The sequence below is a fragment of the Photorhabdus caribbeanensis genome (assembly GCF_018448885.1).
Taxonomy (GTDB): domain Bacteria; phylum Pseudomonadota; class Gammaproteobacteria; order Enterobacterales; family Enterobacteriaceae; genus Photorhabdus; species Photorhabdus caribbeanensis.
Genome location: NZ_RCWB01000040.1, coordinates 25,708 through 40,855, shown reverse-complemented (window position 1 = coordinate 40,855; position 15,148 = coordinate 25,708). Strand labels below are relative to the sequence as shown.

The window sequence follows — 15,148 nt, the reverse complement described above, 5'->3', positions numbered from 1 at the left end:
AATCTGATATCTTTCTGTCTCGGTCAGTTGTGTATAGGCCATAGCGCATTCTCCTGTGGCGGGAAAGATGCCTACTATAGCAACTGACCGCCTTTCTGAAAAATTGCGCTTATTAGTCGAATCCGCCAAATTATTATTAATTCATCATAAACCTGGCAGCCTATTTTTATTTGCCATTATAGTTATTTTATATATTAGTTATTAAAAACATAGACATATTTTATCATTTATATCTACGTTTTTAAGTACAAAAATATAATTAACCGGTTGTTATTTTATAATAAAACACAAAGAGTAAAAAAATTGACTTTTATCCGAGAGAAAAGGTATCTTAAAAAACATCGAGGGGAAATAAAGATTTTTATCTACACCATTTAATAGATAGTTTGTTTTTAACTTTAATCTTTTAAAAAGATAAAAATTATTAAAAACGATAATAAAATGGTGATAAAGATAAATCAAAAGACCGAGATATAAAAAAATAGAAACTCAGGAAACATAAAGAAACGGAATTCTAATAAGAAGTAAAACAAGCTATCAAATATAGCTAAGAAGGTTGGTTCCGCCCCAAGTTATTTTATATAACCATAACAGGTTTAATTAAAATCTTGGAATTTATTAATTATATTTTTAAAATCAATTACAAGAGGTAATATTATGTCAGAGATCGAAGCAATCTCCTTAAAAGCACCAATCAGCGTTATTGCAAAAGTAACTAACAAATCACCATACAAACTTAAACTTATTCAGGATTCTATCCGTCTGGATCAAGGTGAGTGGACCACTCTTCCTCCTCAAGTAATTAATAGAAGCCATGATAACACGCCTGGAAAAGCGATTTGGAGAAGTGATTCAAACAGCCTGTTAGGTGGTGTTGCAGGGCGTTGTACCTACGTATTTGTAGATAGCAAAGGCGAAATTTATAGCATCTATATTACATGGAACAATCCTTTGATTGGCAGCAGCAGCTACTCAATCTCAACCGATTATTTAGGTGATGATTTACACTTATCCTATACAGCAGATGGCGGTAACAATCCAGTAGTAGAATATATGATTGTAAGCTAATATTAACCATTAATATTAACAACCATTCCTGTGGTAAAATATTTATGCAACAGGAATGGTTTATTTATTTCGAGAAATAATATCTTCTCCACCTTAACCAAAGATGAATGCTGATTATTTCTCTCATTTCTTTATCATTCTCCCTTTCATTAAAATGGATCGTATATCCATATTTTTAATTCCCTTATCAGCTCAAATTTTTTTCTAGTTCTTTATTTACAGCATTACAATAATATCGTTTTTTTATTATAAAATTGATTTTAATATGTTTTTACAGATGGTGCCCGATAAGCATCAAAACGATCGAGTAAGATGGCGGGATCTTGCTCAATTATTGCCATATGACGATATTTTTCATGCAAGAATTGTTCATCAGCCATTTTATTAATCATAGCAATGAGCGGATCATAAAAGTTATTAATATTAAGAATACCGCAAGGTTTCGTATGTAACCCAATCTGACTCCAGGTAAATACCTCACTAAACTCTTCCAACGTACCAAAACCACCAGGTAAAGCAACAAAACCATCAGCTAATTCAATCATTTTGTTTTTACGCTGATGCATAGTTTCAACAACGTATAATTCAGTCAGATTTTTATGTGATATTTCCCGTGCTTCCAATAATGTTGGAATAACACCAATCACTTTCCCGCCCTCTGCCAAAACCGTATTAGCCACAGTTCCCATAATACCTACACTGGCGCCACCATAAATAAGCGTAAGATTACGTTTAACCAATTCCTTTGCGAAGATAATGACATTTTCTTTATAGATTTCAGAAATACCTAGGCTTGAACCACAATAAACAGCAATACTTTCCATTATTTCAGCTCCTGTTACTTTATCTTCACATGAAAACCAAGATTATACGTTAGTATCACCATCATACAACTCATTTATAAAACTGATGCCAAGAAAACCAAAATAAGAATGGTTTTTTCATATTCAATACATTAGCATTAATCATAAATTATACTTAATTATTATGATATGAGATCAAACATCAACCAGATTGAAGTAAATACCTTCATCACTTGTCATCTCTAAGTTATCAACATATTAAAATGTGATGTGAATTTATATCAGAATTATATTCCAATAATGAAATTTAATTTTATTATAACTATATAATATGATCTAATAAATGAAAAATATTTCGCTAAAATTATATTCTCTAAACCTATTGAGTTATCTACGTTTCACTGCGAAGATTATCGGTCAGATCATTTGATTTTAATTGAGGTTTTGCCCGGATGTCTTCTTCCAAGCTCCAAAAGAGTGCCTTTCCATTAATACCTGTAATACTGTTACTGCTTGCCATGACATCAATTCAGAGCGGTGCTTCTCTTGCCAAGACGCTGTTTCCGGTCATCGGCGCACCGGGTGTTACCGCACTGCGCCTAGGTCTTGGAACTATCATTCTGTTTATTATTTTTAAACCCTGGCGCCTGCGTTTTAGCCGAAAATCAATCATGCCGCTGCTGACATATGGTATTGCTCTTGGCGCGATGAATTATACATTCTATATGGCGCTGACAACTATTCCTTTAGGCATCGCCGTGGCTCTTGAATTCACTGGCCCACTGGCTGTAGCCATGTTTTCATCACGCCGACCAATAGATTTTCTTTGGGTGGCATTGGTTATCGCTGGCTTAGCTTTCCTACTACCCATTGGCAATAATAATATCGATAGTTTAGATCCTATAGGGATCGTTTATGCACTCAGCGCAGGTGTTTGCTGGGCACTGTATATTATTTTCGGCCAACGCGCCGGTGCAGGTCATGGAGCAGCAACTGTGTCTATTGGTTCATTTATCGCTGCGATGATATTTTTCCCTGTCGGTTTGATCCAAACAGGGCCAGAACTATTATTTGATGTGTCCATTCTCCCTCTGGCACTGGCAATTGCGATTCTGTCTACTGCATTCCCATATACACTGGAAATGATCGCTCTGACCCGTTTACCTGCACGGACATTTGGTACTCTGATGAGTCTTGAACCCGCACTGGGTGCGCTATCTGGTATTGTGTTTCTAAATGAACATTTAACTATAACGCAATGGCTGGCACTGTTTTGTATTATTTTTGCCTCCATTGGTTCTGCGTCAACGGCAAAAGGAAAACCTAAAATCACCGAAGTCGATTAATCACTTTATTTAATCGAAATAAAATGGAAGCCGGAGTAATAACGTTATTCTCCGGTTTTTTTATAGATGAACTCCTTCATGATTACATTATTCACACCAATTCACCTGATAAATTATTATAATTTTCGATATTATCTTAAGAATTTAATAGTAAATATTTTCCTATAAAATTAACTATTGATTTAATAGGAATAAGCTATATGATTTAAGACTAATATTGAGTTACATTCGTCTCATTCAATAAAAAACTCATTATTAATACCAAGGGAAAACTATTATGGATACTGCAAGATTAATCAAAACAGGGATATCCACACTACTTTATACTCGCAATGATATCGATGATGATATTAAACAGGAAACCATTGAAATTCTGAACCACATGGTGATCCAATTTATTGATCTTTCTCTGCTTACAAAACAAGCACATTGGAACATACGCGGCAAAAATTTCATTTCCATCCATGAAATGCTGGATACCTTCCGTACCGCGATTACTGAACACACGGATATTTTTGCAGAAAGAGTCGTACAACTTGGTGGAACAGCTCTAGGCACTACACAAGAAGTTAATAGACACACAATACTGAAAAGCTACCCAACAAATATCCATGACGTACAAGACCATCTAAAAGAATTGGCCGACCGTTATGCAGTTGTCGCTAATGATATCCGCAAAGCGATGGATGAAGTCGAGGATGAAAACACCGCAGATATGTTAACCGCCGCCTCCCGAGATCTCGACAAATTCTTATGGTTTATTGAAGCAAGCGTTGAGCAGTAAAATATAAAGAGCCGTCATATTAAGAGCTCTGAGACTTACAGGCCCCTGTTAACAACGGGGGCCTGTCTACATTAACCTTTCATTACCCAAGACGCCGACACAGTAAAACATCATAAAATGCCCTCCACATGGACAAATTTCACCATATCCTTTAAAAATCAGCACAAATTGTCTATAATCCACACTTATTTTCAGAAATAACTTGAGGAAATAATAAAATGGATACCGAAGTAAAAGACAGCAATGGCACTCTACTTAATGATGGCGATTCTGTACAAGTCATCAAAGATCTAAAAGTGAAAGGCACATCAGCAACGTTAAAACGTGGCACTGTGATTAAAAATATCCGTCTTACTCATCGTGAAGATGAAATCGAATGTAACGCAGACAAAATCAGAGGGTTAGTATTGAAAACCTGTTTTCTGAAAAAAGTAGGATAAATCGCCTTTTCTATCAATTTTATTTACCAAATTAGCCGAAAACCCTCTTCATGAAGAGGGTGTCGCAAAAGGTCTGCGTTTTTTGCTAAGGGTGAAAATAAACCCACAGAGATTTATTACCTGTTATTCGTACCGCCAACTTATAGCAGGCTAAAAATGGTTCACAATATCAGAACAATTGCCCCTGAATATCGTATAATGCAGAAAATACTGGTTCTACCATGACCTTTTGTTGACTCCGGCTTGGTCATACCGTGGGTGGAGTTTATTCCCTCTTCATCTTCCGGGTAGCATTTAATTTTTCTCAACGGAGAACAAAACCGTGCGATCTGTATCACCTTGTTTTATCTTTATAAAAATATTACCTTTGCTCCAATCCTCACCGCCATTCTTCATAAATCCTATATTTTCAATATAGTTTATTAGCTCTATTTTACGATTCGGATTAACATTTGAAAATACAACCTCGTTAATCATTGGTTTTGTCCCATCAGGTGAATCGTAATAAATAATATAGTCACTTGAAATAAATGGCATTCCTTTAATTTCATCAAAAGTGAACATATTATATTTAATAAAATCATTTTTCGTATATGACAAATTAATATTCACAAATAAAACAGGGATAATTAAAATCACCCCCAAACAAATAAATATAATAAATATTTTTTTTATAAAATTATTCAATCTCAATACCGACATCTCTTTCTACACCTATGTTATACCCAGTTTTATCGTTAATATGTATTAATACTTGACTTCCATCTATATCACTTATAGGTGATATAGTATTCAAAAATGTGGGCAAAGACGAATAATAAAACCTAAGCTATATTGACAAAATTGTAGCTTTAAAGCTACAGTGTATCGCATTAATACGATTAAACATTATCTCACTCCCGACAATCGGGATTTGTATATAGAGTTCCTGAAAGGGATTCGTGACCCGATAGCGGAATCAAAAAGTTCGTCGCGGGTTAACCGGATGGTCACAGGAAATTTTGGTGATCATAAACCATGCAGAGAAGCTATCTGGGAGCTTCGTATAGATCAAGGGCCTGGCTACAGGGTTTACTACAGCCAGGTTGGTAATGAGATTGTTTTACTATTATTTGGAGGCGATAAACGCACCCAAGATGCTGATATAGATTAGGCTATTGCATGCCTGAAAGATTACTTAAAGAGGTGATTATGACCAAAGCACGTTTACATGGTGATGCGATGGTGCAGCTTCTCCGCGAAGACCCTGAATTTGCGCAGCACTATCTGCATCAGGCTTTTGTTGATATGGATGAAGAAGGCGGGCAAGAAGCGTTTCTAATGGCATTGCGCCACGTAGTAGAGGCGCGTGGAGGAATGGCTCAAATCGCTGACAAAGCAGGCATTTCTCGTGAGACGCTGTATCGCACACTGTCGCCGAAAGGCAATCCGACACTCAAAACTCTGCGTAGCATAATTGCAGCAACAGGATTCCAATTCTCGCATATTGCTGCGATAGCTTAGTCTTTGAGTGATTAGAATGATAAAGTCTGGATGGCGATAATATAAGCAGAAATTTAAGGCTGATCTTCCCTGTAATCGCCATCTTCTACATCCCACCAGACTGTCGTAACACACCATCATAGGTACCAGTGGTTTACCATGTTTTTCCAGATATCCACGAGGGGCCTCGAAGTAGGTAAACGTTAATTCATATTTAGCAAAACGCAGTTGTATAAGGTGGCTGATTGCATCGTCCACAAAAACTAGAATACGGATATAAGAAGAGTGGTGAGACTTTCAATTACATCGGACTGAGTTCTCTTCAAGGAATCTACTATTTCTAATAGCTTATTTGCCCTATTGATGAATTAACGAATATCAAGTGTAACAATATAAAAAATATCAGAAAACCGACTATATGTCGTTAAATGAACACATAAATATCTGCAAATTTATATAATTTTAGATAAGTTATTTAAACTAATTCAGATTATATTCTTGTCATATCAGCAAAAGACTTCTGCGTTTATTGCTCTTTTTTATTGCAATTTATCTCATGATAATAAAACCTTTATGAATTAAATATTACATGAGGTTTATTATGTCTGTTCCTACATTTGGATTAGGTACTTTTCGTCTGAAAGATGATGTTGTGATCACATCAGTAAAAAATGCTGTTGAATTGGGATATCGTGCGATTGATACAGCACAGATTTATGAGAATGAAGCCGCGGTAGGACAAGCCATAGAAGAAAGCGGTGTAGCCCGTGAAGATATCTATATCACGACAAAAATCTGGACAGAAAATTTAAGCAAAGAAAAACTGATACCAAGTCTTAAACAGAGTATAGCTAAGCTGCGCACTGATTATGTTGATTTGACGCTAATCCATTGGCCATCCCCAAATAACGCTGTCAGTGTTGATGAAACGATGAATGCGTTACTGGCTGCTAAAAATATGGGGTTGACACGAGAAATCGGCGTTTCAAACTTTACGATTGATCTCATGCAACAGGCTATTAATGCAGTAGGTGCTGAACACATCGCTACGAACCAGATTGAACTTTCTCCCTATCTACAAAACTGTCATGTGACAGCTTGGGCAAAAAATCACGGAATTCATATCACTTCCTATATGACCCTCGCTTATGGTAAAGCTCTTCAAGATGAGGTTATCGGACGTATAGCCACAAAACATCAGGCCACTCCTGCGCAGGTGATTTTGTCTTGGGCGATGGCATTAGGTTATAGCGTGATCCCTTCTTCAACTAAGCGTGAAAATTTACAAAGCAATCTGAGATCCTCCGAGCTTAAACTTGATGCAGACGATATGACGGCTATCGCCACACTTGACCGTAACGAACGTCTCGTTAGTCCGAAAGAGCTTGCTCCGCAATGGGATAATTAATTACTCCTGCTTCTTAATAAACTCGGTAGTCCCTTAACGTTGCAGGATAATATTTGTTTATTTCAGCTCCTTCGGGAGCTGTTTACATATTTACTTAGATATAAAAACTCGAACATTTTTACATTTACAGCAAAAGTCTTTTGTACTAATAAGCCTTTTTAGCAAGAATTCGCGGAGCATAATATCTCCATATACACAAATTAAAATCAATGATTAATGAAGAGTGAGGAATATTATGCTGTTTGAACGCTATTCTCTGAATGGTTTGTCGTTATCTAATCGCATTGTTATGCCGCCAATGACACGTTCGCGGGCGGGAACAAACGGTGTAGCGACTGATTTGATGGCTGAATATTATGCCCAACGTGCCAGTGCGGGGCTAATTATCAGCGAAGGTACACAAATTAGCCAACAGGGACAAGGATATGCATGGACGCCAGGTATTTATAAGTCTGAGCAGGTAATAGGATGGAAAAAAGTAACAGATGCAGTACATATGGCAGGAGGCAAAATTTTCGCTCAATTATGGCATGTGGGACGTGTTTCACACACGATTCTACAACCTAATAATTCTGCGCCTGTTTCTCCCTCTGCCCTTCAAGCAAAAGGGGTAAAAGTTTTTCTGGATGTAGAAGGCCGTGGACCTGAACATGGTATGGGTGAAATGGTACAACACTCGCAGCCACGAGCACTGACACTTGATGAAATTCCAGATATCGTAAATGATTATGTTCAAGCGGCAAATAATGCTATTGCAGCAGGTTTTGATGGCGTAGAACTTCATGCAGCGAATGGTTATCTTATTAATCAGTTTATTGATTCTCAGACTAATCTACGAGATGACGAATATGGTGGAACTTTACAAAATCGTTTACGTTTCTTGAGAGAAGTCGCTGCGTCAGTGGCTACCGCAATAGGGAAAGATAAGCTAGGTGTCCGCCTGGCGCCACTCACAACCCTGATGGGTTCAGAAGATGATACCCCTGAATCAACTTATCTGGCTGCCGCGAGTGTACTGAATGATATCGGGGTAGCCTATATTCATATTGCGGAGGCTGACTGGGAAGACGCTCCCGTCATGCCAGTAACCTTCAAAGAAGCTTTTCGCATCCTTTATCACGGCACGCTGATATATTCGGGTAAATACACTTTGGAACGAGCGGAAGAAGCACTAACTAAAGGCTGGGCGGATTTGATCGGATTTGGTCGCCCTTTTATTGCTAACCCAGATTTACCCTACCGTCTTTCCAATAGGCTAGAACTAAACCTGCCGATAAAAGAAAAATTTTTCGGTGGCAATGCGGAAGGTTATACCGATTATTTGGCTATAAGCTAGTAGAAATAGATAGATACCTTCCTACTCTTTTCGAGTAGGAAGTTTACGATGAGGTAAATATATCACTACGAGCTCAGGCACAGATATTGCCACAGGTTTAATCTTTACAAAGATTGATTTTTGCTTCAACGACAAAAGTATTTACGGAAGTCATTTACATATTCACTCAGAAAATCGATAAAGGCTCTAATTCGGATGCTTACAGCCTGATCACTGTAATATACAGCATTGAAAGGAATCCCGACGGGTAAACGCTTTTCAACCAGTAGTTCAACAAGTTCACCACTAGCAATCTCCTTATCAATCATATAATCAGACAGACACGCGATACCATTACCCGTTACACATAGTTGTTTAAGAGTTTCACCACTGTTGGAAGAAAGTCCCACTGTTATTTCATGTAGCTGTCCGTCCTGACAAGCTATCGGCCAGGTATTAAGTGATACCGGTTCGGTAAAACCAAGACAAATATGGTTTTCCAACTCCTCAATGCATTGCGGTATGCCATATTTTTTCAAATATTCAGGCGAGGCGATGATTTTTCGGTAGCTAGAAAAAAGTGGCCGAGCTCGTAGACTGGAATCGGTTAAGCTGCCTGCACGAATAGCAATATCCACTTTGCGTTCAATCAGATTGATATAAGTTTCCGAAGAAATCAGCGATAACGTTATTTCTGGGTAACGTTCGCGAAAAGGTTTAATCAACGGTATCAGTAAATGTAATACGACTGGCGTTGCAGCATCGATACGTAATAAACCACTTGGTGTGTGTTTAGATTCCATAATTTCAGTTTCAGCGGCGGCCATTTCTTGTAGAACATGCTGAACTCGGCGGAAATAACGCTCACCTTCTTCGGTTAGACTAAGCTGACGTGTTGTGCGATTGAGCAGACTCACGCCCAGTTTCTTTTCAAGCTTTTTTATAGAACGGCTCACGGCGGAATTTGCTAATTGCAGATGTTCCGCCGCACGACTGAAACTCCCGCTTTCCACGACTGACACGAAAATTGTCAACTCTTCTGAATTTGCCTTCATCGTTGCTTTTCTTAGAAAAAAATGTTGATATTTTAAACATTTTTGTTATTAAAACACTTTTTCATATTAAATGCCATCAGTAGACATTTGCTACGGAGATAATCTATGCCACCAACATTACTTACATTGACTATCAGTGCGTTTGCAATAGATACAACAGGGTTTGTTATTGCGGTCTGGGACCAACAATTACGGAACAACTTGGGATTTCACTACCATTAGAATGGGATTCGTTTTGAAGATGGTATCAAGGTCATTCGCACGAAAAACAACGCGGAATAAGAGGAAACGTTATGAGCATAGTTAAATACAAACGAAGTGAATTGCCACCTTTGACTGAAACACGGAAATCTGAACTTAATGTGCTGTCTGACAAGCCTGATAATGACATTGATTACAATGATATCGCACCACTGGACAACACTGTCTGGAAAAAAGCTGTACGGGGGCGATTCTATTACCCGATAAAAACATAAACTTCGGTCATATTAAGACTAAAGCAATCTCATATTGCTATATTACTGCCAATAACAACAAGAATCGGCCTTGCCTTCGCCAGGCGTGAGTTTCAATTTTACACAGCCCTTCATTGATACGCTGACAATGTGTTTCCACTAACCGGCAACCTTGCAATAGTCGATCACTCTCATAACCATTTTTGCACTACCACTCCAGAAGGAAATCCCTCGACACTCACGCTAAATAATACATTTTTTTACCACACCAAAAGGCTTACACAATCTGAAAACCACACGCAAAGACATTACGTGATTGTATGAGAACTACCGACTGATTTTATACAGACACCTTATCGGGAAATGCTTTATACAATGAATTTCAAGGTAAAAACACGAGATTATCAACAGTGATTGATATTTTAGATGAGCTGAATCGCGATGGTACGTTAAGTTTAAAAATACATGATATGACAAATTATTACCCTGATAGCAATATTTATTTGATTATCTAATAGCGTATATTTCAGGATGCACATGTCATTATTTTCATCATCTTGTTGATGTTTTTCACTTCTTCTCTACTCTTTTGTATAGGTATGAAAACTCCTAACTCTCATCAAAAATGCGGCGATATCTATTGCCAATTTATTCCCTACCAATATGAGGTTCTATTATGTCTAATGATAAAACAGGAAAACCACTAAAGCAGGGAAACAGCGAAAGAGATCTCGATATACGTGACCGAAACTATTTCCGAAAACTGGCCCTATTCGATGATACTGTTGTAGTCGGTGCAGAAATGATCGGCACTGGTTATGATGTTTTTGGTAAGTACTGCAACGTAGGAAGTTGTATTAACTCGCTTTTCGATGAACAAAAAGTCAACGCAAGTGAAGATAACTTCAAGAAGATCACCATCCTCGGAAAGACTCTAAAAGTCCCCCGTTATGTCGATTGTTATAGTGCCGGAGATTTGAAATATACCAATGCATCAGGAGAATCAATTGAGTCATATCAAAGCAGTATTTCCAGTAAAAGCCGCATTAAAGGTAACTACATATTCTTTAGCGCATCATTGGGTGTCGATTTTGCCACAGACAGTCTGACGGCTTCTGAAAATGCATTTTCCCGCATTCAATATACTTATGGCCTCTATGTACTCAAAGGTTCAGCGGAAGCGTTAAAAGAGTTTCTTAAAGAAAGTGTTAAAACGGCCCTTGATAAGGCAGATACCGAGGAGGATATAGATGACCTCTTTAATACCTGGGGCTCTCACTTTCTTAGCGGCGTGGTTATGGGTGGCTGCGCACAATATTCATCATCTACGGACAAATATACTTCGAATCTAACAAACACTCTTGACGTAGTTGCAGCAGCCTCATTCGCCGGATTTGTCGGTCTCTCTGTTAGTACAGAGAATTCACTTAAGGAAGACATAAAGAAATTTCGTTCAGCATCCAGCACGAAAACCCACTCCATTGGCGGTAATCTGTCTCAATTTGATCCTTTCGGTGGCGCGACAAATGCAGAGCAACCTTCATCAGAAGCAATAGCAGCAGCAAAAAAAGCATTTGATGATTGGAAAACCAGTGTTCCTAGTGCCCCTGAATTAGTTAACTTTACAGACTCCAAACCACTGACGGGGATTTGGGAACTATGTACAACATCAGTACAAAAGAAGAAACTTAAAACATATTTCGAAACCGTCTGGGGACCAAGAGAGTCAGCTAAGCGGCAACTGCATGCAGATTATATTGACGAAATCATTATTTCAAAAGCACCTATCCCTGAAAATTATATATTAGCAGGAGGGTGTGCTTATCCTGGCTGGCTGGGAGGAACGAAAAGTCTAAGCACTCCCTATATTTATCTGTGTTACCACAGGGTGTCATTCAACTCGATTATCGACAATGAACAACGTCATAAATGTGTTAGCGATATGAAGGTAATAGCAGAGGAAGGTATTCACTCAGAAAGCGAAGAAAGCGAAGAAGGCTGGATTAAAATTCCACAGGATATAAACTGGGGAATGGGTACAAAAAAAATCTATCTATGTTATCGACAAGAAGAATACAACCATGAGAAAGCAATAACAGACATTATTACTATTTATGATTCTTATCCTCCAGTTACTCTTCCACCTTACGGATATCAGGTGGTTCGCGGCGAACAGAATTCAAACGGTAATGTTAATGAGGGATGGACCACTGCATGGAGTGTTTATATAGCCACTACTCGTGGTGTAGATAAGTGATTGAATCTTCATGTTAATATATAGGTTGTCTAAATATAGTCCTGTTGCAAGCAGCAATACAAGTTAAACTTTCCCTGGTACACCAGAGCTAAACACTAGGATAATGCCGTGACCAAATGATTTTTTAACAATCTTAAAAGGAACGAGTTAGAGAACATATCTGCCTGCAAGACTTGCAACTTTATCAGTGCTAATATTTTCAATTGCATTGAAATATTTTACAACCGAGCCTGGAGGCCTTGGAATGGGCCTCTCGCTACGTGGGCAGTTCAGCAAGTAAGTTTACGGTTGCGGGATTGGACATGATCGTGATTTAAACGCCGTAACCAATATTCACCTTTAGGGGTTGCGAATACTCTCAGTCGAATAATATGTTTATGGTGATAGGGAATACCAACACGTTAAACGTTACTACCAATAACAACAAGAATCGCCTTATTTTCGTCAAGTGTGAGTTTCAATTACCCTTTTTCATGTCCCCCAATTTCCGCCTCTGAAAGAATTTCTGGCTGCTCAATGGGGAAAACGGGCAGCGCTTGCAATAATCTTGGGCCATATCTTTTGCTCAGTAAGCGCCTATCATAAATCACCACATCACCATAACATTCATGACTACGGATAAGTCTTCCTACTTGCTGAATAAGGCTAAAAGAAGCACTTGGTAAACTCTGCACTTCAAAAGGATAACGTTTAAGTGATTTCAACCACTCGCTTTCAGTAATAATGACCGGATTATTCACCGGCGGAAATGAGATTTTTTGAATGTGAACTTGGGACAGATAATCGCCCTTTAAATCCAACCCTTCCGCAAAAGATTGCAATCCAATCAGTACACTACATTGCCCTTCATTAATACGCTGACAATGTGTTTCCACTAACCGATAACGTGGCTGATCCCCTTGCACAAGTAACATCAGGCGTAAATCTGTCACATAAGAGAGAAAGATATCCATCGCCCTCTGACTGCTAAACAAAATCAACATGCCTTTATGTTGCTGTCTCAGCAATTGCCCCCTGAAATAACTCGCCATCTCTTGTAAATGAGCAGCTTCATTATGAAGAGTCGGTTCCAATGACATTTTGGGAATAACCAGTTTGCCCTGCCGTACATGGTCAAAAGGTGATGACAACGCGACAAAACGGTCCCCGGCTTTTTCAGTTAACCCGGTCAACTCCTGAATACGAGAAAAACTATTCAGAGAACGAAGCGTTGCCGATGTCACGACCACATGAGGAATGCTACGCCAAAGCAGTTGATTAAGCTGTTCGCTGACTCTGATACCGGCACAATGAAAATAGAGGTGTGATTGATTTTTCTCATCACGGCGTCTAAGCCATTTTGATACCGGTGCACTGGATGACTCTTCCAATGCTGCCAAACGCCACAGCTTAGTCATATTTTCAAAATATCCAAGCGTACGACTGGTATGCAAAATAGACCGATGCAATCTGACAATATCCTGTTTAGCCGTCCGCTCAGTCAAATCATTCAGTATCGCTTCTGCCAACCCTCGTAAGCCGTCAGTCAGCTTAAATAGCTGCTGGCAGCAAAGTAACAAGTTATCCGGTAACTTACCCATCTCGAACAGATACTCATCTACTTCATTCTTTTCCGGCAAAAGCGCCTGAGTGATAGTCGCAAGCTCTCTAAAGCATTCCCGTAGTTTTTCACTGTGTTCATTCAGGCGACTAGCATTAGCTAAGCGTGGCGGCTTTGCCGGATGGAATTGCACCAGATATTGCTCGACATGACGAACAAAAGTATCCAATTGACCATTAAGTTGAAACAGGGTGATTTCCCCCTCAACCTCCAGAGAATCTCTGGCAACATCCGGTATATGGTGTCCTTCATCGAGTACTAATAGCAAATTTTTAGCATCAGGCAGTACCGATTCACTCTCCAATGCCGCCATCACTAACGCATGGTTAGCCACCACCACATCCACATTGTCGATCTCACGGCGAGCAATAAAAAATGGGCAACGATGATAATACTGACAGTTACGCCCCAAACAATTTGCTTTATCGGTACTCACTTTCCCCCACAAAGCATCGGATAAAGCCAATTTATGGTGATCACGCAACCCATCCCAAGCAAAGGTTGTGTAATCACTACGCAACCGACGACACAATTCCCGCTCTTCACTATTAGCAAGTTCTGTTTTGTCCTCAACCAAAAACATAAGATCAATCTGCTCGCTATCGGTTGCACAAATAGCTTCAAGATTGCGAGGGCAAACATAACGACCACGACCAAAAGCACCGGTAAATTTCAGATCAGGAATAATTTTGCGCAACAGTGGCAGGTCTTTACTGTAAATCTGATCTTGTAAAGCAACATTTGCCGTACTTACAACCAATGGCTTACTTTCAGCTCTGCTGATAGCAATGCCAGGTAACAGGTAAGAAAGGGTTTTACCGATGCCGGTTGGCGCCTCAATCACCAAATGACGCCCTTCCTGATCCGCAAGCGTTTTTGCAACTTCGGCAATCATCTGTCGTTGCGGAGCACGAGAAATAAAACCATCAATATGTTGAGGTAATGCTTTATACCACTGACTTATCTGATTTTTTATTGAATTGGAAAGTGCCATTGAATTCTCTGCCATACAACCGGGGTGCTATTGTCCCACAGAGCAGAAATGAAATCAGCTTCATGTCGAGGCGGCAATCAACTCGTTTGTTAAATTGGCGAGCACCTTGCCAGCTATTCAGAACGCTATATACTTCCTATT

Annotated in this window: 14 protein-coding genes; 10 read left to right on the top strand and 4 right to left on the bottom strand. The window is 39.0% G+C overall.

The genetic code is table 11. The features are described 5' to 3' along the window. The first annotated feature begins 657 nt into the window (after window positions 1–657). Window positions 658–1,068, top strand: coding sequence for a toxin (locus tag EAE90_RS19980; RefSeq protein WP_214054973.1), 411 nt, complete (start codon window positions 658–660; stop codon window positions 1,066–1,068). Window positions 1,069–1,328: 260 nt separating this feature from the next. On the opposite strand, the gene EAE90_RS19975 is transcribed toward EAE90_RS19980, so the two are convergent. Further along, the gene (locus tag EAE90_RS19975) at window positions 1,329–1,892 is read right to left on the bottom strand and encodes an LOG family protein (protein WP_214054972.1); all 564 of its coding nucleotides are present in this window, start codon (window positions 1,890–1,892) and stop codon (window positions 1,329–1,331) included. Between the two features lie 431 nt (window positions 1,893–2,323). Here EAE90_RS19975 and rhtA point away from each other — a divergent pair, with 431 nt between their 5' ends. From rhtA to EAE90_RS19960, 3 genes are all read left to right on the top strand, one after another. Beyond that, a complete protein-coding gene (rhtA, locus tag EAE90_RS19970; protein WP_214054971.1) occupies window positions 2,324–3,217 on the top strand; it encodes a threonine/homoserine exporter RhtA in 894 nt (297 codons plus the stop codon). 277 nt (window positions 3,218–3,494) lie between these two features. After that, window positions 3,495–4,001 carry a DNA starvation/stationary phase protection protein Dps gene (dps, locus tag EAE90_RS19965; protein WP_214054970.1) on the top strand — a complete coding sequence of 169 codons (507 nt, stop codon included), beginning with the start codon at window positions 3,495–3,497 and terminating at the stop codon, window positions 3,999–4,001. A gap of 218 nt (window positions 4,002–4,219) precedes the next feature. Further along, window positions 4,220–4,441, top strand: a complete 222-nt coding sequence (locus EAE90_RS19960; RefSeq protein ID WP_214054969.1) for an alkylphosphonate utilization protein — start codon at window positions 4,220–4,222, stop codon at window positions 4,439–4,441. 294 nt (window positions 4,442–4,735) lie between these two features. Here EAE90_RS19960 and EAE90_RS19955 read toward each other — a convergent pair whose 3' ends face one another. Next, window positions 4,736–5,143: a hypothetical protein gene (locus EAE90_RS19955; RefSeq protein WP_214054968.1), complete on the bottom strand. Its 408-nt coding sequence runs from the start codon at window positions 5,141–5,143 to the stop codon at window positions 4,736–4,738. A 169-nt stretch (window positions 5,144–5,312) separates the two neighbouring features. On the opposite strand from EAE90_RS19955, the gene EAE90_RS19950 reads away from it, so the two are divergent. The 4 genes from EAE90_RS19950 to EAE90_RS19935 all read left to right on the top strand — a co-directional run bounded on the left by EAE90_RS19950 (window position 5,313) and on the right by EAE90_RS19935 (window position 8,667). Further along, window positions 5,313–5,594 carry a type II toxin-antitoxin system RelE/ParE family toxin gene (locus EAE90_RS19950; protein ID WP_214054976.1) on the top strand — a complete coding sequence of 94 codons (282 nt, stop codon included), beginning with the start codon at window positions 5,313–5,315 and terminating at the stop codon, window positions 5,592–5,594. 38 nt (window positions 5,595–5,632) lie between these two features. Further along, the gene (locus EAE90_RS19945; RefSeq protein ID WP_214054975.1) at window positions 5,633–5,944 is read left to right on the top strand and encodes an addiction module antidote protein; all 312 of its coding nucleotides are present in this window, start codon (window positions 5,633–5,635) and stop codon (window positions 5,942–5,944) included. Between the two features lie 580 nt (window positions 5,945–6,524). Beyond that, window positions 6,525–7,331, top strand: coding sequence for a 2,5-didehydrogluconate reductase DkgB (dkgB, locus tag EAE90_RS19940; RefSeq protein WP_214054967.1), 807 nt, complete (start codon window positions 6,525–6,527; stop codon window positions 7,329–7,331). Between the two features lie 235 nt (window positions 7,332–7,566). Then, window positions 7,567–8,667, top strand: a complete 1,101-nt coding sequence (locus EAE90_RS19935) for an alkene reductase (RefSeq protein ID WP_214054966.1) — start codon at window positions 7,567–7,569, stop codon at window positions 8,665–8,667. 125 nt (window positions 8,668–8,792) lie between these two features. On the opposite strand, the gene yafC is transcribed toward EAE90_RS19935, so the two are convergent. Then, window positions 8,793–9,701, bottom strand: coding sequence for a DNA-binding transcriptional regulator YafC (gene yafC, locus EAE90_RS19930; protein ID WP_214054965.1), 909 nt, complete (start codon window positions 9,699–9,701; stop codon window positions 8,793–8,795). Between the two features lie 293 nt (window positions 9,702–9,994). Between yafC and EAE90_RS19925 the strand changes: the two genes are divergently transcribed. After that, entirely contained in the window at window positions 9,995–10,177 is a 183-nt protein-coding gene (locus EAE90_RS19925) for a hypothetical protein (RefSeq protein WP_214054964.1), read from the top strand. A 655-nt stretch (window positions 10,178–10,832) separates the two neighbouring features. Next, window positions 10,833–12,413: an MAC/perforin domain-containing protein gene (locus EAE90_RS19920; RefSeq protein ID WP_214054963.1), complete on the top strand. Its 1,581-nt coding sequence runs from the start codon at window positions 10,833–10,835 to the stop codon at window positions 12,411–12,413. Between the two features lie 461 nt (window positions 12,414–12,874). On the opposite strand, the gene dinG is transcribed toward EAE90_RS19920, so the two are convergent. Further along, window positions 12,875–15,007, bottom strand: coding sequence for an ATP-dependent DNA helicase DinG (gene dinG, locus EAE90_RS19915; RefSeq protein WP_214054962.1), 2,133 nt, complete (start codon window positions 15,005–15,007; stop codon window positions 12,875–12,877). Window positions 15,008–15,148: the final 141 nt, after the last annotated feature.